This is a genomic window from Sphingomonas sp. (genome assembly GCF_030145815.1).
Lineage (GTDB): Bacteria > Pseudomonadota > Alphaproteobacteria > Sphingomonadales > Sphingomonadaceae > Sphingomonas.
Map to the genome: position 1 here is coordinate 122,564 of NZ_JAIXHL010000011.1, position 20,780 is coordinate 143,343.

20 protein-coding genes are annotated in these 20,780 nt (G+C 64.2%); 12 read left to right on the forward strand and 8 right to left on the reverse strand.

Annotation, left to right across the window (positions count from 1 at the left end):
- The first annotated feature begins 4 nt into the window (after positions 1-4).
- On the forward strand, positions 5-154 hold the full coding sequence (locus tag KYX69_RS11690) for a DUF2256 domain-containing protein (RefSeq protein WP_300497430.1): 150 nt from the start codon (positions 5-7) through the stop codon (positions 152-154).
- Here KYX69_RS11690 and KYX69_RS11695 read toward each other — a convergent pair.
- Complete coding sequence (locus KYX69_RS11695) at positions 151-351, reverse strand: hypothetical protein (RefSeq protein ID WP_300497432.1); 201 nt, start codon at positions 349-351, stop codon at positions 151-153. The two genes, KYX69_RS11690 and KYX69_RS11695, sit on opposite strands and share 4 nt — an antisense overlap.
- 271 nt (positions 352-622) lie before the next feature.
- Here KYX69_RS11695 and KYX69_RS11700 point away from each other — a divergent pair, with 271 nt between their 5' ends.
- Genes KYX69_RS11700 through KYX69_RS11710 form a run of 3 tightly spaced genes read left to right on the forward strand, consistent with a single transcriptional unit; the run spans position 623 to position 6,328 of the window.
- Complete coding sequence (locus KYX69_RS11700) at positions 623-1,342, forward strand: protein ImuA (RefSeq protein WP_300497434.1); 720 nt, start codon at positions 623-625, stop codon at positions 1,340-1,342.
- Positions 1,260-3,065, forward strand: coding sequence for a DNA polymerase Y family protein (locus tag KYX69_RS11705; RefSeq protein WP_367280201.1), 1,806 nt, complete (start codon positions 1,260-1,262; stop codon positions 3,063-3,065). Before KYX69_RS11700 ends, KYX69_RS11705 begins: the two co-directional genes overlap by 83 nt.
- Positions 3,065-6,328: an error-prone DNA polymerase gene (locus KYX69_RS11710; protein WP_300497437.1), complete on the forward strand. Its 3,264-nt coding sequence runs from the start codon at positions 3,065-3,067 to the stop codon at positions 6,326-6,328. Before KYX69_RS11705 ends, KYX69_RS11710 begins: the two co-directional genes overlap by 1 nt.
- 336 nt (positions 6,329-6,664) lie before the next feature.
- Here the strand turns inward: KYX69_RS11710 and KYX69_RS11715 are convergent, their stop codons facing one another.
- Positions 6,665-8,536: a DUF262 domain-containing HNH endonuclease family protein gene (locus KYX69_RS11715; RefSeq protein WP_300497439.1), complete on the reverse strand. Its 1,872-nt coding sequence runs from the start codon at positions 8,534-8,536 to the stop codon at positions 6,665-6,667.
- A 232-nt stretch (positions 8,537-8,768) separates the two neighbouring features.
- Here KYX69_RS11715 and KYX69_RS11720 point away from each other — a divergent pair, with 232 nt between their 5' ends.
- Together KYX69_RS11720 and KYX69_RS11725 are read left to right on the forward strand one after the other, a co-directional pair.
- Complete coding sequence (locus tag KYX69_RS11720) at positions 8,769-8,894, forward strand: hypothetical protein (RefSeq protein WP_294080340.1); 126 nt, start codon at positions 8,769-8,771, stop codon at positions 8,892-8,894.
- A 497-nt stretch (positions 8,895-9,391) separates the two neighbouring features.
- Entirely contained in the window at positions 9,392-9,838 is a 447-nt protein-coding gene (locus KYX69_RS11725; RefSeq protein ID WP_294080342.1) for a hypothetical protein, read from the forward strand.
- Between the two features lie 313 nt (positions 9,839-10,151).
- Here KYX69_RS11725 and gyrB read toward each other — a convergent pair whose 3' ends face one another.
- On the reverse strand, positions 10,152-12,686 hold the full coding sequence (gyrB, locus tag KYX69_RS11730) for a DNA topoisomerase (ATP-hydrolyzing) subunit B (RefSeq protein ID WP_300497443.1): 2,535 nt from the start codon (positions 12,684-12,686) through the stop codon (positions 10,152-10,154).
- Between the two features lie 47 nt (positions 12,687-12,733).
- Positions 12,734-13,795: a DNA replication/repair protein RecF gene (gene recF / locus KYX69_RS11735; RefSeq protein WP_300497550.1), complete on the reverse strand. Its 1,062-nt coding sequence runs from the start codon at positions 13,793-13,795 to the stop codon at positions 12,734-12,736.
- A 68-nt stretch (positions 13,796-13,863) separates the two neighbouring features.
- Here recF and KYX69_RS11740 point away from each other — a divergent pair, with 68 nt between their 5' ends.
- Positions 13,864-14,751 (forward strand): hypothetical protein, encoded by an 888-nt coding sequence (locus tag KYX69_RS11740; RefSeq protein WP_300497445.1) that lies wholly within the window; start codon positions 13,864-13,866, stop codon positions 14,749-14,751.
- Between the two features lie 113 nt (positions 14,752-14,864).
- Here KYX69_RS11740 and KYX69_RS11745 read toward each other — a convergent pair whose 3' ends face one another.
- The gene (locus KYX69_RS11745; protein WP_300497446.1) at positions 14,865-15,614 is read right to left on the reverse strand and encodes a Coq4 family protein; all 750 of its coding nucleotides are present in this window, start codon (positions 15,612-15,614) and stop codon (positions 14,865-14,867) included.
- Between the two features lie 144 nt (positions 15,615-15,758).
- Complete coding sequence (locus KYX69_RS11750; protein WP_300497449.1) at positions 15,759-16,385, reverse strand: hypothetical protein; 627 nt, start codon at positions 16,383-16,385, stop codon at positions 15,759-15,761.
- Here KYX69_RS11750 and KYX69_RS11755 point away from each other — a divergent pair.
- The 3 genes from KYX69_RS11755 to KYX69_RS11760 all read left to right on the forward strand — a co-directional run bounded on the left by KYX69_RS11755 (position 16,384) and on the right by KYX69_RS11760 (position 17,431).
- Positions 16,384-16,521: a hypothetical protein gene (locus KYX69_RS11755; protein ID WP_300497452.1), complete on the forward strand. Its 138-nt coding sequence runs from the start codon at positions 16,384-16,386 to the stop codon at positions 16,519-16,521. The genes KYX69_RS11750 and KYX69_RS11755 overlap by 2 nt on opposite strands.
- Positions 16,522-16,650: 129 nt before the next feature.
- Positions 16,651-17,028: a DUF3800 domain-containing protein gene (locus KYX69_RS23205; protein ID WP_367280202.1), complete on the forward strand. Its 378-nt coding sequence runs from the start codon at positions 16,651-16,653 to the stop codon at positions 17,026-17,028.
- A gap of 70 nt (positions 17,029-17,098) precedes the next feature.
- Positions 17,099-17,431 carry a hypothetical protein gene (locus tag KYX69_RS11760; protein ID WP_300497455.1) on the forward strand — a complete coding sequence of 111 codons (333 nt, stop codon included), beginning with the start codon at positions 17,099-17,101 and terminating at the stop codon, positions 17,429-17,431.
- Between the two features lie 186 nt (positions 17,432-17,617).
- Here the strand turns inward: KYX69_RS11760 and KYX69_RS11765 are convergent, their stop codons facing one another.
- Positions 17,618-18,580 (reverse strand): IS1595 family transposase, encoded by a 963-nt coding sequence (locus tag KYX69_RS11765; protein WP_300497458.1) that lies wholly within the window; start codon positions 18,578-18,580, stop codon positions 17,618-17,620.
- Between the two features lie 121 nt (positions 18,581-18,701).
- Here KYX69_RS11765 and KYX69_RS11770 point away from each other — a divergent pair, with 121 nt between their 5' ends.
- Positions 18,702-18,914 (forward strand): helix-turn-helix transcriptional regulator, encoded by a 213-nt coding sequence (locus KYX69_RS11770; RefSeq protein WP_066660637.1) that lies wholly within the window; start codon positions 18,702-18,704, stop codon positions 18,912-18,914.
- The gene (locus tag KYX69_RS11775; protein ID WP_300497464.1) at positions 18,907-19,563 is read left to right on the forward strand and encodes a hypothetical protein; all 657 of its coding nucleotides are present in this window, start codon (positions 18,907-18,909) and stop codon (positions 19,561-19,563) included. The genes KYX69_RS11770 and KYX69_RS11775 overlap by 8 nt, the downstream gene beginning before the upstream one ends.
- 264 nt (positions 19,564-19,827) lie before the next feature.
- On the opposite strand, the gene KYX69_RS11780 is transcribed toward KYX69_RS11775, so the two are convergent.
- On the reverse strand, positions 19,828-20,721 hold the full coding sequence (locus KYX69_RS11780) for a hypothetical protein (protein WP_300497467.1): 894 nt from the start codon (positions 20,719-20,721) through the stop codon (positions 19,828-19,830).
- Between the last annotated feature and the right edge of the window lie 59 nt (positions 20,722-20,780).

The following is a 20,780-nucleotide window of genomic DNA, read 5'->3' on the forward strand; positions in this document are numbered from 1 at the left end:
GGCGATGCACAAGAAGCTGAACCTGCCCACGAAAGTTTGCGCGGCCTGCGATCGCCCATTCTCTTGGCGCAAGAAGTGGGAACGCGACTGGGACAACGTGAAGTTCTGTTCTGATCGCTGCCGTTCGGCTGGAGCGAAGGGCAGTCCTGTCTAGCCGCGCTTCGGGCTGCCGTCCGCCCGCAGCACTACACCCTTGCCCAACGGTTCGGCCTCAACCTTGTCGAGCTGGGCAAGCAGGTCGTCGAATATAGCGTCGTCGACCACCGGAAAGTGCCGGTTGAAGCCGGCGCCGAGCACCTCGAGATCACGCCGAGTCAGCAATCCGACCGATGCGATGCGTTCTCGTGCCATGAGTTGCCCCCTCCAAGAACGCACTCAACAGCTGACAACCACAATGGCTGCCATCGTTTCGCTCATGCCGCGAACGGCCGCTTAGCTAAACGGCTTTGAGCAAACGCGTCACACGATCGGGTCTGCTGTCGGCCACGCAGCCAACGCAAGCGATTCGCTGCATTGACGGCCGCGACTAGAATCGGAACAATAGGGGAACATTTGAGTCGTGTTCCCAACCATGTCGCTTCCCGCTGCCCCTGATGAAGACCGATTGCACCTCCTAGCCGAGTTGCGCGCGAGTGTTGAGATTCAGAGCTACGGGGCCACGCAAGCGCTGTCGTTCGGAGTCGATGCAATTGACAATCGTCTGGCGCATGGAGGTCTCGATGCCTGCGGGGTGCATGAGGCAAGTCCGGCCTCGACGACTCTCGGTGACGATGCGGCGGCAACGCTGTTCTGGGCGGGCGCGGCAGCGCGTTTCGCCGGAGACACAGGTCACGTCGTCTGGGCGCTTACCCGCTTCGACCTGTATGCGCCGGGGCTCGAACAGGCCGGCCTTGCCCCCGATCGCACCTTGTATGTCGAAGCCAAGGACGAGACGACAGTCCTAGCCGTCGCCGAGGACTGCCTGCGCGATGGCAGCTTCGCGGCCGTTGTGGCGGAGGTGAAGGCTGCGGATCAGACTGCGACACGGCGACTGCAACTCGCCGCCGCTGACGGCAAAACGCCGATGCTGATGCTTCGGCGGTGGAAGAAGGCCGGTCGCGACCCGCTCGAAGCACCTTCCTCCGCAATGACGCGATGGCGGATCGGCTGCGCGCCTTCGGTGCACCTCGGACATCCAGGTGTCGGGCGACCCTGCTGGTCGCTCGAGCTGGTCCGGCAGCGCGGGGGCAATCCCTTCTCTCTGATCGTCGAGGCTTGCGATGACACGGGTCGCCTCGCTCTACCTTCCGCAGCTCCCGATCGAGCGGCTGCGCAGGGTAGCGCGGCCGTTCGCGCCGCCTGAACCGCGCCCGGCATCCCTGGCGCTCGAGCCGCCGATCGACGACGATCCGGGCGAGTGCTCGGTTCCTCGCGGCGGCGGGTGGCGACCGGGTGCGCGCTGGGCTCATGACGCGACGTCAAATCGCGCGCAGATCTCGCAGCAGATCGCAGAACTGCCCGCGCATCAGCGCCCTCCAACGCGCATGCTCGGGCGTCGCTCGGAGGCTGCGGAGCACCCGTTCAAGGCAATGCGGAGCGATGACGTCGGCCGCAGCGGTGCGTCCGGTGCGCCACCTTCCGATGTTTCGCGCCGTCCAACGGTGTTGATCGAACGCCTCGGCCAGCGGGATCTGATCTTTGCCGCCTGCCCGGTCGCGCTCTCGTTGGGATTGGTGCCAGGAATGGCGGCCGCGCACGCACGCGCGCTTGTCTCCGATCTGGAGGTCCGCGATGCCGAGCCCGACGCCGATCGTGCCTGGCTGGAGCGGCTGGCCCTGCACGGCGCGCTGCACTGGACGCCAGGCGCCAGCGTCGACGGACCGAACGGGCTGTGGCTCGACCTCACTGGAACGACCCATCTGTTCGGCGGCGAGCAGCGCTTCTGCCAGAGGCTGCTGCGCTTCCTCGCGCGACTCGGAATCACCGCTCGCGTCGCAATTGCGGGCACACCCGGCGCAGCACATGCGCTGGCTCGCTATGGCGGCAAGCACATTGCCTTGATCGAGACGGGAACAGAGGCTTCGGCGCTTCGCGCACTTCCCACGGTCGCACTGAGGCTCGAAACCTCCGCGCTCGCCGCTGCTGCCCGTTTCGGGCTGGACCGGATCGACGATCTGATCCGCCTCCCGCGCGGTCCGCTTGCGCGACGACTGGGTCTCGCGACGGTGAGGCGGCTCGACCAGGCGCTCGGCCAGATTAGCGAGCCGATCGTTCCGGTGACCCCCGTCGAGATGCCGTCGGTAAGCCGGCGGCTGGTAGAGCCGATCGGCACTGCGGAGAGCATCGCGCAAGTCACGGCGGACCTAATCGACGACCTGATGCCGATCCTGCGCGAGCGGGGGCTCGGCGCTCGCCGGCTCGTGCTCGCCGCAGAGCGGGTCGACAGCGAGCGACAGCGCCTCGTGATTGGCACTTCGCGCGCGACGCGGGACGCCAAGCACCTCAAGCGCATGTTCGTCCTCAAGCTCGAGCGGATCGAACCCGGCCTTGGCATCGAGGCGATGCGCCTTTCCGTGCCGCACGCCGAGCCACTTGGCTCGACGGCAATTGGATCTTTGATCGTCTCGGAAGGTGCAGTGCCCGACCTGGCGCCCGCCGTAGACCAGATGGTCGGGCGTGCCGGGTCGGCCGCCGTGTTCCGCATGGCCCCTCGGGAGAGTGACGTGCCCGAACGCGCAGTGCGCCGCGCCGACCCGCTCGACGTTCCGGCGGGCTGGCCTTCGTGGAAGCGGCCGGCTCGACTGCTGGCGAGACCCGAACGGCTTTCGAACGTCGTCGCGCTGCTGCCCGACCATCCACCCCGCCGCTTCACCTGGCGCGGCATGCCATACAAGGTCGTCGCCGGAGACGGTCCCGAACGCATCCATGGCGAATGGTGGCGAAGCGAGCGGGAGCTCTGGGCCACGCGCGATTACTTCCGGGTCGAAGTTGAGGGCGGGCAGCGCTTCTGGGTGTTCCGTCGCGGGGACGGGATCGACGCCGAAACCGGCGACCTCAGCTGGCACCTCCATGGGCTGTTCGGCTGATGACCCGCTACGTCGAACTCCAGGTCACCAGCCACTTCTCCTTCCTGCGCGGGGCAAGCGCGCCGGAGGAACTGTTCGCGGCCGCCGCCCTGCAGGGCCATGCCGCGCTGGGTCTCGCAGACTGGAACACCGTGGCGGGCGTCGTGCGCGGATGGGACGGGCAGAAGACGACCGGCGTGCGCATGATTCCGGGCGCGCGCATTCAGACGCGCGATGGGCACACGCTGCTTCTGTATCCCACAGACCGACCGGCATGGTCTCGCCTCACTCGGCTGCTGTCGCTGGGCAAGGCTCGAGGCGGCAAGGGCAACTGCATCCTCGATTGGTCCGACGTCACGGAGCATAGCGACGGCCTGATCGGCATCCTCGTTCCCGATCAACCCAACGAGCGAACCGCCATGCAGCTTGCCGATCTCGCGGCAGCGTTCGGCGAGCGCAGCTACTGCGCCCTGTCATACCGCCGGCGCCCAGACGACCATGCGCGACTGCGCGCGCTGGACGCGCTGTCGCGGGAAGCGCGCGTCCGCGCCGTGGCCACGGCAGACGTGCTCTATCACACCCCCGAGGCGCGACCGCTACAGGACGTGGTCTCCGCGATCCGCGAACGCACGACTATCGACGCGCTCGGCTACCGTCGCGAGCGGTTCATGGATCGCCATCTGAAGAGCCCGGCCGAGATGGAGCGGCGCTTCGCCGCTTTCCCCGACGCGATCCAGGCAAGCGCGGACATCGCTGAGGCATGCACCTTCGACCTCGGCGAGATCCGCTACCAGTATCCCTATGAGCAGGTGATCGATGGGAAGTCCGCCCAAGAGGCGCTGGCGATCCTGACGCACGACGCCGCCGCCGCGAAGTTTCCGTGCGGCGTCCCCGACGCCTACGCCAAGCAGATCGCGCACGAGCTGAGCCTGATCGACGATCTCGGCTACGCGCCATACTTCCTCACGGTCAACTCGATCGTGGCCGAGAGCCGACGGCGAGGCATCCTCTGCCAAGGTCGCGGATCCGCGGCCAACAGCTGCGTCTGCTACCTGCTCGGCATCACATCCATCGACCCGATCCAGCACGAGCTCCTTTTCGAGCGCTTCGTCTCCGGCGAGCGCAAGGAGCCGCCCGACATCGACGTCGACTTCGAGCACGAGCGCCGCGAAGAGATCATCCAGTGGATCTACGAGACCTACGGGCGCGAGCGGTCGGCGCTGACCGCGGTCGTCACGCGCTATCGCACGAGGGGTTCCGTGGCTGAGGTTGGCAAGGCGCTCGGCTTGCCGCGCGATCTCACCAAGATGCTGACTGGGCTGGTCTGGGGCTGGTCGATGGACGGCATCTCTGACGAGCAGATCGAGAGTCTGAACCTCAACAGCGACGACCACCGGCTGAAGATGACGCTCCGGCTGGCCCGCCAGCTGGTCGGCACGCCACGGCACCTCTCGCAGCATCCTGGCGGCTTCGTTCTGACGCAAGATCGCCTGGACGATCTGGTGCCGATCGAACCTGCGCGGATGGAGGATCGGCAGATCATCGAATGGGACAAGGACGACATCGACGCGCTGCGCTTCATGAAGGTCGACGTCCTGGGTCTCGGCATGCTTGGCTGTATGAACCGCGCCTTCAACCTGCTCGAGCAGCACAAGGGCGTGCAGGTCACGATGGCCGACCTTCAGGACGACGATCCAGACGTCTACGCAATGATCCAGAAGGCCGACACGCTCGGCGTCTTCCAGATCGAGAGCCGCGCGCAGATGTCGATGCTGCCGCGCATGAAGCCGGCGCGCTTCTACGACCTGGTGATCGAGGTGGCCATCGTGCGCCCGGGGCCGATCCAAGGCGACATGGTGCATCCTTATCTGCGACGGCGCGAGGGCAAGGAGAAGCCGGAATATCCGAGACCTGAGCTGCGGGCGGTGCTCGAGAAGACGCTCGGCGTTCCGCTGTTCCAGGAGCAGGCGATGAAGGTCGCTATCGTCGGCGCGGGCTTCACGCCGGTCGAAGCCGACCAGCTTCGCCGGGCAATGGCGACCTTCAAGCTGACCGGCGGGGTCAGCCACTTCTACGACAAGCTCGTCAACGGGATGATCGCGCGCGGCTATCCGCAGGAGTTCGCCGAGCGCACGTTCAAGCAGATCGAGGGTTTCGGCAGCTACGGGTTTCCGGAGAGCCACGCGGCCTCCTTCGCCAAGATCGCATACGCCTCCTGCTGGATGAAGCACCACCATCCGGACGTGTTCTGCGCCGCCCTCCTGAACGCGCAGCCGATGGGCTTCTACGCGCCTGCGCAGATTGTGCGTGACGCACGCGAGCATGGCGTCGAGGTGCGTCCGGTCTCCATCAACGAGAGCCACTGGGACTGCACGCTGGAACCTGGCAACGGCCGCTACATGGCCGTAAGGCTCGGCTTTCGCCAGGTGCGCGGGCTCGCCAACATGCACGGCGCTCAGATCGTCGGCGCTAGGGGCCCCACGCCATACGCCAGCGTCGAGGAGGTGTGGCGCCGCGCGGGCGTGCCCCGCGCGGCGGTCGAGCGGTTGGCGGAGGCGGACGCGTTCCACTGCCTAGCCGAGAATCGCCGACAGGGACTGTGGAAGGTGAAGGGGCTGGGAGAAGCGCCGCTGCCGCTGTTCGCCGCCGCGGACGCGCGCGAAGGCGGGTTTTCGCCCGAGGGCCTGGAGCCGGACGCACCGCTTCGGCCGCTCACCGAAGGGCGCGAGGTGGTCGAGGACTACCGAGCGCTTCAGCTTTCGCTGCGCGCCCATCCCCTGTCGTTCCTGCGCGAGGAACTGGCGCGCCGGGGCGTGCGGCCGTGCGCCGACCTGACCCGCGTCAGGGACGGCTCGATGATCGAGGTCGCGGGCATGATCCTGGTGCGCCAGAAGCCCGGGAGCGCACGTGGCGTGCTCTTCATCACAATCGAGGATGAGACTGGCGTCGGACAAGGCATCCTCTGGCCCGATCGCTTCGAAGCCCAGCGCCGCACCGTCATGTCCGCGTCGATGGTCGGACTGAAGGGGCGCGTCCAGAAGGAGGGCGAGGTCATCCACGTGATCGTTGACCGCGTCATCGACTATGGCGATCTGCTGAGGCGGGTCGGAGACATGGAGCTACCGATCCGCTCCGGGCGCGGCGACGGGGCCACCTATCCTGGATCGCCCGATCGCGGAGACGAGCGCTGGAAGCCCGGCGCGCGCGACCTCTACTGGCCTCCGTTCGCCGGCGGCATGGACCCAGAGGATGCGGTTAAGATCAAGTCTCGCGACTTCCACTAAGTGGGACGGCTATCGCGCCATCAACGAATCGTCATCGATTTGTCGGTTCGCATTTTGCGAGCCGCGTTATCCCGTGCCGGCTCTGGACGCGTTGATACAGTGGAGGTGCGGCTCGCACTTCGTTGCCTGCTGCATCACTGCCCTGAACGTTGGCCGCTCGACATGTTCTGGGACTCAGCGGCGACTGAGAACGACATCGGCCGGGCGCAAGGTTGCACTGCCAGCTTCAATGGCATTATCCGTCAGCTGCGGTCGGCGGGACGATATGAATAGAACCAGTCCGCACGCCACAGCTACTTCAAATGAAATGAGCAACGCTCGGTGCAAGGTGTCTTCCTAGTTAACTTCAGCTTCGGCGGAGAGAGGGGCTGGGGGCCAAATCGTCTTCGCTTCTTTGAAGAGGTCACGAGCACGCACCTGAATGCGATCATCATCCCAATCAGGATGTTCAGCAAGCAAGCGACGGTTCAGCTCCAGCTTGCTGTGCTGTTCCAGACCGCTGCGCTTGCATGCATCCACCACACCGTTCCACGGACCATTCGAAAGAGACGGATTGAGACGGGCGCTTACCAGCGTCAGATTGCCGATCCCATCGACGGACCATGAACGACCCTCGGCGGTAACGCCGTCCTCCGGCAGCGGCCAGTGCTCCTGCCAGCTCTGCGGCATGATATGCTCGATCTGCAGCTTCGACAGATCGAAGGTGAGGATGGGCTCGGCTTTGAAATTCTGCGTCTGGTAAGCCTCTTCGATCGCCTGCAGGATCATCAGGACACGATCACGGCGCAGTCCGTTATAGAAGCGCCGGCTTGCCCAGTGGGTGCCGAACGTCTCGTCATCGGGCCATGAGTCTGCGCCGCTCGCGGTGGTAGCGAGTTCCGAGGCGATCGTCGGTGCGACAGGCTGGTCGACTGCAACGTCGCGGATGGCCTTGAGCAGCCGAATTGTGAGAGCCCCGTAGCCGCGTGTCTGTTGCCCGCAGATCATACGGCGCACTAGGTAGCTCTCGATCGCCACAGCGGCGGTGATGCGATCCTGCTCGTCGGATCCGTCACGACCCATGAGCGCGAGCAGCACGGGATCGAGGACGACGACATCCAGAATGCCGAGGCGTTGAAGAAAGCGCGAGAACCGGTCGGAGCCGCTCGCGATGGCGATCCGCTCGAAGAGCACGGCATCACGCGCAATGCCCGTCATCAAAGCCGCCACATCGATACGGCCATCGGGCGCTTGCTGCCGAAGCGCGTTCACATAGCGCAGGAACCTGTCGTATAGGTGCTTGGCCGAGACGACCTCGAGCGTCTCCTTCGTGAGCCAACTCTGCAGAAACGTGTCCACACGAGCGCGTGCAGCGTGCCCGGTGCCTACCTGCTTGCGCCAGAACTCGTGATCGCGATCGAAACGGCGCCAGTGCTGCTCGTAAAGATCGGTGAGGTCGAGCTTCTGCCGCGACGCTTCCCAGAGCAGCCAGTTCTTGATCAGGTCAGCCGGCAGGAGTGGGGTGCCGTGCGCGTTCAACGTTTCGAAGATCGCTTGCGGCTCGTCGCTGGGGTCAAGATCCAGGACGATGAGCTTGAGATAGTCCGCCAGCGCGGCGGCAAACCGCTGAGCACGATGCCCGGCCCTAGCAACGTCCGTGTCAGGCCGGAGATAAGCCAGCGCCGCCGAGCGGAAGAACCGATAGGCTTCCGCCATTCTGGTCGTCTGACCCGTCGGGCCGGACGCCGCGTCGCTGTCGAGAACGGCGCGGAAGGGATCCCGGTCTTCGTTGGTCGGCCAGACCTTATATCTCTCCTGGGGTTCATAGGCGGTGTTGGCAGTCAGCATGCCCAACCGCTGCTTCGCGAAGGCGACCATACCAGCGTCATCGCCATCGATGCCCGCCTCAACTTCGGCGAGAGCGTGCTCGGACGCCTTCAGCAGGATCTGCAGTGTCGTCAGACGTTGCTGCCCGTCGATCACCTCACGCCGAGGCAGACTGCCCGTCGCGTTGGGCGTCTGCTCGAGAACGATTGTCCCCAGGAAGTGGCTTGCGACCGCTTCATCACCTTGACGTGCCTCAAGCCGGTCGAGAAGGCCGATCACATCTTCCCACAGCGGCTCCCATTGCTCCTCTTTGGACCAGACATAGGGGCGCTGGAACAGCGGCACTGTATGCCTGGTCTGAGCGCCGAAGATCTGAGCGATCGGCATGTAGGTCGGCTGCATATGTTCCCCCCACCGACACATGCAATCGATCTGCAGGGCCGATCATCGACTTATGCGGCAGGGGGAGCGGCGAGCAAGATTGTTTTGATCCGCTTCGCAGCCATCGAGCGAACAGTTATCGGACCGAAGCCGCAACCGACGTCTTGAACACCGCGCCGGTTGGACACGGTGTTCGAGAACACACAGGCCATCGCGAGATACTTCGCTCCCGTTGGTTGCACTGCCGTCATCGATGGTCGAGGCCTGCGCGCTGGCCGCGGCGCTTGAGCAGGGCTGGAGCCTGGTCTCGCTCGAATTCGGCAAGTCGTCTAAGTCGATGGGGCCGCTCAGCTTCTCCGTTTCGGTCGCGGACGGGTAGGGCGGCGCGGAAATCACGCACGACTGTGCGCTTGCTACCGACGCCGACGGCCGCTACGTCCTGGCACCGCGGCGCCGTAGCGGCAACCTTTCACTTCGCCATCGGGCCGGACGGCCTCGAGCGGCGGCACGGCCGCCCGGCGGATCTGGCAGCCGGCACCATCCGCGCGATGCGGAGATTCGTCGCCGCCGCGAGGAAGGCCACGGCCGGCAGCTGCATCGAGGTGCACACCCTCGATGCGGCGGCCGCCTGATCGCCGACGCCGCGTCCCAACGGGCGCAGTTGGGCTCGCGCTGCCCGCTAACCTGATCGCCGCACGGCACGCCGTGCCGCCGAACCATCGTCCCTCGGGCAGGGGGCAGTGCACATACACCGTGCTTGACGCCTTCAGTGCGCTCTCGACGGGAGGGGAAAAGCGCTCCGCTGATGTGCGGACGAAGGAGATAACGAATGTTCGATGACAACGGCAAGCGTCAGATTCAGGCGTTATCGCAGCCATGCGCGCCATCGCCGACCCCCTCCGGGCGATGATGACCCAGCAGACGGCGCCGGTGGTGATCACCGGCGGCGCCTCGGTCAACCTGCTGAAGCTCGGTTCGATCGCGAAGGCTGCCTCCGACCAGTTCGACGCCGACCACGTCCACCTGGTGTTCGAGCCCGGACGCGAGGCGGAAGGCCCCAAGCGGATCCTCGTGGGGATGCACCGCGACCGGATCGTCCACGTCAAGACCGACTGCTCGGTCTGGGCCGATCCACGCCGCCGACCGTTCCTGCTCGCGCGCCAGGTTAGCGAGATGGGGCTGACGAGTTTCGATCCGGACGGGATGGACTACCGGCCGGGCCGACCGAAGACGAACGTGGCCAAGGGCCTCGCGCGCGGCGCGGAGTTGCTACGCCGGCTCGCCGCAAACGACCTGGAGGAGCCGGTAGCTGCCGCTGGCTGAGCCTCAGGCGCCTGCCTCTAACAGCGCGGGCGCCCAATCCGAGCGAACGCCCTTCGGCTCCAAAAGTGCCTCGGCCGACGGAACGGAAGGTGAATGGCCACCTGTCCGAAGGGATTAGGCCAACGGTGAAGAGACAGCTTCACCTCGAGACCTCCACGAGCGCGCGTCATGACCCCAGCCTACGCGGGCGACGGTGCCCACAATGTCGTTGTCGCCGACTACAGTCCGTCAAAAGATATCCACGCAATTGCCGTTTTTAGACACGCAATCACTTACTGTAGACACGCAATCGGTTTATTTCAGAATTCTGCGGTCAAACGTCGAGATTGGCGACGCTGAGCGCGTTTTCCTGGATGAATTCGCGGCGCGGCTCGACGACATCGCCCATGAGGCGCGTGAAGATTTCGTCCGCGACGTCGGCCTGATCGACCTGCACCACCAGCATAGAGCGGTTGGCCGGGTCGAGCGTGGTTTCCCACAGCTGTTCCGCATTCATCTCGCCCAGCCCCTTGTAGCGCTGGATCGACAGACCCTTGCGGCCCGAGGCCAGGATCGCGTCGAGCAGTTCGCTCGGCCGCGCGACCAGCGTCTCGCCCTTGGCGGCGGCGACGGGCAGTTCCTCCTCACCCTCCGCGACCGCAGCCGCTTCCTCGACCTGCGCGACCTTGGCGGAGACCAGCTTGGCGATCTGCGCATAGCTGTCGGCTTGTTCCGCCGCGAGCGCGTGGAGCTTGCGTCCTTCGGCCGAGGTCAGGAACGCCGCCTCGATGATGTGGTGATCGGTCACGCCGCGCCACCAGCGCTCGAAGTGGAAGCCGCCATCTTCGGTCACCCGCGCGGTCCAGCGCGCATCGGCATCGGTCAGGTCGAGCCGCTGCGTCACCGCCGCCAGCCGCTCGCCACGCTGCTCGCGCGTCGCTTCGGGATCGAGCGCGCGGCCCAGTGCCAGCGCCTCGATGATCGAGGAATCATAGCGGCGCGGGACGTAGCGCATCAGCGTCTTCATGCGGCGGGCATGGTCGACCAGGCTCGCCAGATCGTCGCCGAAGCGCGTGCCCGTGGCGGTTTCCAGCCGGTTGCCCGCAACGCCCGCCTCGACCAGATAGTCGTCGAGCGCGGCATCGTCCTTCAGATACACTTCCGACCGGCCCTTGCTCGCCTTGTACAGCGGCGGCTGGGCGATGAAGAGGTGCCCGGCCTCGATAATCTCGGGCATCTGGCGGTAGAAGAAGGTAAGCAGCAGCGTGCGGATATGCGCGCCGTCCACGTCAGCGTCGGTCATGATGACGATCTTGTGGTAGCGCAGCTTTTCGAGGTTGAAGTCGTCGCGCCCGATGCCGGTGCCCATCGCCTGAATCAGCGTGCCGATTTCCTTGGACGACAGCATCCGGTCAAAGCGCGCGCGCTCGACGTTCAGGATCTTGCCGCGCAGCGGAAGGATCGCCTGGAAATGGCGGTCGCGGCCCTGCTTTGCCGATCCGCCGGCCGAGTCACCCTCCACCAGGAACAGTTCGGATTTGGCAGGATCGCGCTCCTGGCAATCGGCGAGCTTGCCGGGGAGCGAGGCGATGTCCATCACGCCCTTGCGCCGGGTGAGTTCGCGCGCCTTTTTCGCCGCCTCACGCGCGGCGGCGGCGTCGATCACCTTCTGAATGATCATGCGGGCGTGGGCGGGATTTTCCTCCAGCCAGTCGTTCATCTTGTCGGCCATCAGCGCTTCGAGCGGCTGGCGGACTTCGCTGCTGACCAGCTTGTCCTTGGTCTGGCTGCTGAACTTGGGATCGGGCAGCTTGACGCTGACGATCGCGGTCAGACCTTCGCGCATGTCGTCGCCGGTCAGCGTGACCTTTTCCTTCTTCAGCAAGCCCGACTTGTCGGCATAGCTGTTGATCGTGCGGGTCAGCGCGGCGCGGAAGGCCGCCAAGTGGGTGCCGCCGTCGCGCTGCGGGATGTTGTTGGTGAAGCAGAGGACGTTTTCATAGTAGGAGTCGTTCCACTCCAGCGCGACGTCGATGCCGATATCGTCGCGCTGCCCGGTCACCGAAATCGGGTCGGGGAACAGCGGCGACTTGTTGCGGTCGAGCCACTTCACAAAGGCGGCGATCCCGCCCTCGTAATAGAGTTCGACTTCCTTGACCTCTTCGTGCCGCGCGTCGCGCAGGAACAGGCGCACGCCCGAGTTCAGGAACGCCAGCTCGCGATAGCGATGCTCGAGCTTGTCGAAATCATATTCGATCTGGTTCTTGAACGTCCCGCCATCGCCCGGCGTCTTCTCGGTCGAGGCGAGGAAGGTCACGCGCGTGCCCTTTTTCCCGTTCGCCGGACCGATCACCTTGAGCGGGGCGACGGCGTCGCCATAGGCAAAGCGCATGTAATGCTCTTCGCCATCGCGCCAGATGTTGAGATCGAGCCATTCGCTGAGCGCGTTCACGACCGACACGCCGACGCCGTGCAGGCCGCCGGACACCTTATAGGCATTGTCGTCCGAGGTGTTTTCGAACTTACCGCCGGCGTGGAGCTGGGTCATGATGACCTCCGCCGCCGACACACCCTCTTCGCTGTGTATGCCGGTCGGGATGCCACGACCATTATCCTCGACCGAGACCGATCCGTCGGCGTTCAGCTGGATGATGATCTTGTCGCAATGCCCGGCAAGCGCTTCGTCGATCGCATTGTCCGAAACCTCGAATACCATGTGGTGCAGGCCGGAACCGTCGTCGGTGTCGCCGATATACATGCCCGGCCGCTTGCGGACCGCGTCGAGGCCCTTGAGGACCTTGATGCTGTCGGCGCCGTAGGCGTTGGAGTTGGGGGCGGAATCGGTGGTGTTGTTGTCGTCTGATGCCATGCCCAGCATATAGGGTCCGCCGTCACAAAACGGAAGCGAAATGGGCCTTAAGCGGGGTGGATCGCGCCGTCGTGAACGGTAAGCCGAATCGCCGCCCCTGCTTCTGCAAACAGCGCCGGTTCAGTGCCGGTCATCCATACCTGTCCGCGCCCGGCGAGCCGTTCGAACAGCGCCGCGCGGCGGGCGGGATCGAGATGCGCGGCGACCTCGTCCAGCAGCAGGATCGGGGCGCGGCCGGTGCGGTCCGCGACCAGTTCGGCATGGGCAAGGACGATGGCGAGCAGCAGCGCCTTTTGCTCGCCGGTCGAACAGAGATGCGCGGCCTGGCCCTTGCCGAGATGCGTGACTGCCAAGTCCTGACGATGCGGCCCAGTCAGCGTGCGCCCGGCGGCGGTGTCGCGGGAGCGGCCAATGCGCAGCCGCTGGGCGAGGTCGGTCGCATCGTCACCTTCGATGGCAAGGCCGGCACGGGCGAAGGGCCCTTCGGGTTGCGCGACGAGGCGTTCGGAGAGCTGGGCGACGGTGGTGCGGCGCGCCGCGTCGATTGCCGCGCCATGTTCGGCCATGCGCGCCTCCAGCGCGGTCAGCCAGTCGGGATCGGCGGGCTCCTCCGCGCCGAGCAGCCGGTTGCGCTCGCGCATCGCGGCTTCGTAGCGCGCGCTGTGGTGGGCATGGCTGGGGACGAGTGCGAGGGCGAGGCGGTCGAGGAAGCGCCGCCGCTCGCTTGCCGGTTCGGCGAACAGCCGGTCCATCGCGGGCGTGAGCCACAGCACGGTCAGCCACTCGCCGAGCGAGGTCGCCGCGGCGGTCGCGCCATTGACCCGGACGATGCGACGCTCGGGCGCAGTGGGCTGGGTGCCGGTGCCGATCTCGACCTCACCATCGAGTTGCGCCGCCACCCCGAACCCGCCGCTGCCACCCTGTCGCGCCATTTCGGTCAGCGGCGCGCGGCGCAGGCCGCGGCCGGGGGCGAGGAGGGACACCGCCTCCAGCACATTGGTCTTTCCCGCGCCATTGTCGCCCGCCAGCACGACGAAGCCGGTCCCGACATTCAGGATCGTGTCGCGATGGTTGCGGAAATCGGTCAGGACGAGGCGGGTGAGGGCCATCAGCGGCATCTAGCGTTCCAGCGTGGCGCGCGATAGCGTCCGCGCGGCGATAGCGTCCGGGGGGACTTATGAAGCGACTGATTCTGGCGGCAATCCTGCTCGGCACGGCCGGATGCGGCGGCGATCCGGCGACGCGGGTGATCGACGGGATCGAGGCGAGCTACAGCAAGGAGGGACGCGCCGACGCGATCACGATCAACTTCGATGACGATGGCAATGCGCGGCTGTGGGCCGGCAAGCGGCGCGGCATCATCGTCCGCGACGGCCAGGATTATCTGATGAACGAGCGCCGCGTCGCGATCGACAAGACCAAGTACAAGATGGAACCGGTCGCGGCGCTGCGCGGCGATGTGATGGCGGCATTGTCTGCGTTGGCGGATGCGCAACGCAAGCGCGTGGAGCAGGCCGAGGCAGCGGCGAAGGCGTCGGGCGAGTTGCGCCCGGACGGCACACGGGTCGTCCGCCTGTACGATGGGCGTGAAATGCTGATCACGCCGCCGCCGGTGGTCACGTTTCAGGTCGTGCCGGTCGGCACCGAAGAGGTGGGTGGCCGCAGCGGCAAGGTCTGGCGGCTCAGCGCGGTCGGCGACCCGCGCCCCAACGGGCTGGAAGCGGTGATGTCGAGCGATCCGGAGCTGGCGCAGGTCGGGCGCCTCATTCGCATGCACATGGCGCCCGCCGATGTCGCCGCGCTGGAGCCCGAGGGCACGCGCCGCAACCTCGCCAAGGCTGCAGCGGAATTGTTCGGCAAGGGCACATTGCTGCGCCTGTCGGTGCGGGGTGAGGCGGGACAGACGATGGAGTTGTACCGGCTACAACGCTTCGGTCCGGCGAGCTTCCGGGGCGCGGTGCTGATGCTGCCGGCGACGGTGCGCGATCGCAAGACCTTGCGCGAAGACCTCAAGGTGCTCACCCCGGTCGAGGATGACAGCCCGATGCGCGGGGTGCGGCGTTAGGGCGGGCATGGCTAAGCCATCCGCCCGTTTGCCCTGAGCTTGTCGAAGGGCGTGCCCGACATCAGCGGCAGGAGCGGTGCTTCGACAGGCTCAGCACAAACGGAACGTTGCTTTCAGATCCCGATCAGGCCCTTGTCGCGCAATTCGGCCTGCGCCGCGCGGTACAGCACCGGATCACCGATGTTCAGCCGCTTGCGCACCGCGGCGAGCGGTTCGGCGAGCAAAAGCTCGTAATCCTCGCCCGACAGCCAGCGCGCGGCTTTGCCATGGCGATAGCCTTCGCGCACCGCCTTGGCGAAGCTGCGCGATCCGGTGACGCGCAGGCTCTTGAGCGCCGCACCCAGCGCAATGAATGCCCAGCCAAGCCCGCCGGTCTGCGCATAGGAAAAGGCGACGAGGCACGCTTCGCCGAGCGGTTCGTCGGCCTGGTAGCCGGTGACGACGTGCCAGATGTCGTGAATGTCGCGCTCGCGCCGGCCATACCAGGCATGCGGATGCTCGATCCCGCGTTCGACATCGGCGTCGGCATAGCTCACATCTGCCAGCCCCTGAGCCGAATAGCCGGTGCGATCGAGAAAGGCGCGATAGGCCGCGCCGACGCTGCCTTCGGGCAGCGAGTCGAGCCAGGCGCGGTCGGAGAATTTGTCGGCCAGTTCGGTGCGGCGATAGGCGATTCGCCCGCCCTCCGCCGTGCTCAGCAGACGGCGATAATTGCGCGCCAGCGTGTCGCCGTTCAGCGCGCGCATGATGCGGAACACCTGCACCGTATCGTCGCCGTTGGCGAGCAGACGGCGCAGCGCGGTAAGCGCCGTCCCCCATTCGCGCTTGCGCGGTTTGCTCCAGTCGATCGCCTGAGTTGCCATATGGACCGCCCTTACTGACAGAGTTGTCAATAAGTGGTTAGCCGCAGTTATGCAAGGTGACAAGAGCTCTGGACATTATATACATGACAAAGCACACTGAACGAGCTACGCAAACCGAGCGTGACAGGCCGGTTGAGTTCGAAATTACTGACGAGATGATTGCGGAGGGCGTCCGTGCTTTGCGCGATTCTGGGCTTTATCGTGAACAAGCTGGTCTAGTAGATCATGACCTTGTTTATGAAATCCTATCGCGTTCTTATACCAAAGCTCCGCGCCTTCACCGCCCCCGCGAGATAGATCGACATGATACCTAATGTGATCGTTCAACGCTAAGAGCGCGCCCGTCGCTTGGGCGAAGTCATTGGCGAATGACTCAACGTCCGATACGCTTAGGAATGCATTCGGATCGTAGTCGAATACCTTGGACCAATCGAAATACGGCTGTATCTTTCCGGGCGCGATCTGGTGCGAATGCGCGATCATATTTCGATTTTTGGATATCTTGGAAATGTGCGCGGACAGTGCGCGCCATTTCTCGATTATATCGTCGTTTGAGCCTCCGAAGGTTTGTGTGATAGAGGCATTGACGATGCTCAGACGCGCCTCAAATGCGCGGATGCAGCCGAGAATTGAGTAAGCTGCGCTGTTGCCGATGGTCAGATTGAACGTCTTCGCCAGAACGTTTTCCAGCCTGGACCAGGAGAAAATGGCCCCGCCCACCGCGCAGCGCATTGCCAGATCGACTTCTTGATCATCGACGGAGTTTGACATGGAAGCCACCGAGAGACGCGAGGAAGACGACGTGTTGCGCCGGATGCTCAACACCCCACCAAAGCCGCACGACAAGCCGAAAGAGTCAAGCGAGCCTAAGCCGCGACCAGACAGCAGAAAGGCCCGGTCGCTGTGACCGAGCCTTTCCGGCGTGGACCTCGAAAAGCCCCTATAGCAGATTTGGCTCACGTGATCCAAGCGCTGGGAGCGTTAGGTCCTAGCTGTGGATTGACTCCGATCAGCCTAGCCTGGCTTTCTGCGCACTATGGCAGGAACTTTTGTAGCATACATAGATGAGTCGGGATGCGAGGGCGGCGAGCATGGAAAGGGCGCGAGCGAATGGTTCGGGCTAACCGCCGTTGTCACTACTCAGGAAAACATCCCGAATTTGACGGAGGCTATTTCCGATTTCAAAGCAGAATACAAAAAGTCCCAAGATTGGTCTTTTAAGTTTACGTCTCTAGACGCCAAGCGCAAAATACGTATCGCGCAGATACTTTCGTCACTCCCGGTGCAAATAGTAAGCATATTGGTTCACAAGCCATCGCTTACGAACGATAAGCTTAGACGTGACCACAAGAGATTGTATTTTTATTACGGGAAATTTCTGATCGAGAATTTCGTGGATATGTCGCGATTCTAAGAGTGCATCGAACGACGATAAGCGTTGCCAGATAGTTTTCTCAAAGCGCAACAAGTTTCCCTACGATGAGATGCAGGACTATATTCGCCGACTGCCGCAGACTGACAAAAAGTCTCGTGCGGCATGGGAGCATATCGACGCTGAGTTGGTTACAGCGATCCCGCACCATCAGTCAGACGGATGCGCCTTTGCCGATGCGGCGGCAAGTGCGCTGACGCTTGCGGTAGAGTCCACGGAGTTTGGGATTACCGACAGCCGACCGCAGATTGAGCTACTCGGAAGATACTACGCACCCGCAAAGGCCTATAAGGGAAACAGCATAAAGCTATTTCCTTATGAGGCAGAGGGGCTGCCTCTCACCGACCAGAGACTGGCTTGGATGCGGTTCTATTACGGCTTCTAGGTGTCCTCGCCGCCCTAGGTGATATGCCTGCGATAGCACCATTATAGGGCGGCGTTGCTGGCTCTAGGTGTCGATCGACCCCTCTGGCCCGCTGGACGTATCAGATATGATTCGTTGATGTGGCAAGGTCAAGGCATCACTTTGCCCCTAATCCTAAAACCGCGCTTACGCCCCAGCGCGGGGTGCTTAGGCTGCGACTGCACCAATCCGCCGATAGGTCAGGCGCTTTCCAGCGATGCCCTTAAGCGAGAGGTCAGCGCGCTGCTCGTCATTGATGCCGAGCGCCACGCGGTTGCTGTAACGGAAGTCAAATTCGGCAAGGTAGCGCTGCAGGTGCTGCGAACCGCAGTGCTGGTAGATGCCGCGCATCCCGCGTTTGAAGATGCCGAAGAAGCCCTCAATCGTGTTGGTATGGATGGCGCGGTCACCCTTGCGGACATACTCGCCAACGCGATGATTGACGGTTTCGTGACCACCAGTGAACGCCTTGCCGGGGAGCTTATAGAAGCGGGCTTCGTCGGTCAGTAGGCGGGTATCGGTCGCAACGCGGTCGTTCAGGATCGCGCCCACGGTGTCAGCGGTGAAGTGGCCGGTGAACACTACCGAGGTAGCGCGGCCCGTGGTGCGATCCACCAGCGAGATAACCTTGTTCATGTTGTGGATCGGGGTGCGCGAAGCGCCGGGGACGCGACCGATGTAGGTTTCGTCAACCTCAACGTCGCCACCGTTACCGCCCATCGGGGTATCGTCGGTCGAGGTCATCGCTTCGCGGATGCGATGCGCCATGAACCATGCCGTCTTGTAGGTGACGCCAAGCATACGGTGCAGCTGGTGCGCGCTGATACCCTTCTTGCTGGCAACCATAAGGTGGTTGGCGAGCAGCCACTTGTTGAGCGGAACCTTGCTGTCCTCAAACACGGTGCCGACCGTGACGGTGAACTGCTGGCGGCAACCGTTGCACTGGATCACGCCCTTGCGAACCGCGCCTTCCGGGTGACGCTTGGAAGGCTTGCCGCGCTGGTCGGGAAGGCGCTTCGCGTCAACCGAACCACAACGGGGGCAAACCGGACCCTGCGGCCAACGCAGAGCTTCAAGATGCTCGCGGGCTGCGTCTGCGTCGGTGAAGCGGGGTGCGGTGAGGTTCGTCATGCATTCTCACTACCCCGGATTGGCTGCTTTGTAAAGTATATAATGTCCAGAGCTCTTGACAGCTGCGGCCGAATAATGACAAGAGCTCTTGTCATATGGACAAGACTTCTGGACATGTTCGGTGAACAACCGGTTGCGTATCTTACGGGCAGAGGCGGGTCTCAGTCAGGGGGACCTTGCACGCCTGCTCGGCGTCTCGCGTCAGACCGTCAACGCGGTCGAGACGGACAAATATGACCCCAGCTTACCGCTGGCGTTGCGGATGGCGAAAATCTTTGGAGTGGCAGTCGATGAAATCTTCCTCGATGACTGGATTGCACCCGAGCGTGACTGAGATGACGCGCGGGCAACGCGTGCGGCGGCATGCCGTGGAGGCGCTGATCGGTGGCGTGATGGGCGCCGGATTCGGCTTTGGCATCGCCAATTTTGTCGATGCGACCGGGTTCGAGCGCTGGACGATCGCCGAACTTGCCTCGCTCGGCATCGCATTCATGCTGTTCTTCATGGGCGGTTTCGTGCTGGTGATGAGCGCGTCGGAAGATCGCTGGCGGCGGCTGGTGGCGTTTCGTCAGCCGGGCAGCGAGCCGCCCGACCGCGACTCGATGCTGGCGATCCGGCGTCAGGGCGTGATCATCGCGCTGACCGGGCCGATCCTCGCCGCGCCGCCGGTGCTGGCACATCTGGGCCTGGGCGATAACGGGCGTGCGATCGGTGCGGCGGCGGTGTTGGCGGTGCTGGCGTTCCAGACCTGGCTCAACTGGCGGCTCTATCGCACAAGCGACGAGCTTGTACGGCAGGTGACGGTGATGGCCGGCGCAGTGTGTTTCTGGGGCGCGCAGCTGGCGCTGTTCGTGTGGGCCACGCTGGCGAAGCTCGGGCTGGTGGCGGACGTCGACAGCTGGACGCTGATCACGCTGGTGATGGCGGTGTATCTGGTCGTGTCGACTTGGATCGGCTTTCGCCGCGGCCTCGGTCAGCTCTGACGACGCGGGCGGGAAGGCGCGCAGGGCACCTTCCCGGTCCGGTCAGACCCGTATGCGGCAGACTAACTGACAAGTGTCAGTCAGACAGCCCGGCTTTCCGAGGTTTTCGACGCTCTTCGAACTCATTGTGTCAAGTCTCGCTTCGAATAGGCTCGAATCGAGCCGTTAGAATCGATGTTCCCGGAGCGAAACTTGCCACTTGGCTCTGCGGCATCATAGCAGCCGGCTGCGCGATGAGAAAGAGTCGCTGCGTCGAATAGCGGTTCATGATGTAACAGCATCGAAAGAGGCATAGGCGACGCTTGCGCGGATGTCGGTCGTTCGACGCTCGGCGATTGCCATGTCCAACGCATGACGCAACACGGCGGCCATCGCATTCGGCAGGCTGATGATCGTCCGATCGAAGTCCTGCTTCCGCTCGAAGTCCTGGATGATGTCGAGCTCGAGCGTCGTCGGCTTGCGGCCGCGACGTTCCACACGGACTGTGGGGCTGATGTCCACGACGGTCTTTCCGTCTTCATCGACCGGGAGTCGCACGCCGCGAAGCACCTTTGCTTCCGGGACAGTGAGATGGGCGATTACGCTGCGGTCCCCGGCGACGGCCTTGATGGTGATCAGTCGCTCGAAACCGTCGTCGAGGGCCGAGACGATGATGCGCTGCTCACAAGGGATCGCCTGCATCTCGCTGACGGGGATCGGCTCGTCGACAATAATGAATTCGGGCGGTGTGCCTTCGACGGGCGGCCGCGGGTGCATCTCGGTCACCTTCGGCCAGTCGACCGTGCGGGGAACGGTGATAAGGCGTCCCGCATGGGTGACGTCGAGGGCGTAGCCCATGCGACGGGCCAGACCCTGCCGGATCAGACGGATACCGACTGCGAGGTCGATGGTTTCGGCCTCGGCCGGCCACTGGTCAAGCGGCCGCATCGCACCGACGACCTTTGCATCGACGAATTCGAACGGATCGTAATCGACCAGTTCGACGCCGCTGAAGGGATCCAGTTCGACCGGGACGACCATGCGCGGCTTGATCTGCCAAGCAAGCGTGGGTTCGTCGGTCAGGTGGACGTGATGGCCGCGGTGCAGCGCCACGAGCAGTCGGATGCTGTCTTGGTCCAGCCGAAGCGGGGCCGGCTGCGTCCGTTCGACGGATGACACCTTCATTTCCTTTCTTCGGGATCGTCGCTGCGATCAATCCCGAAGCCCCTGTCCCACCC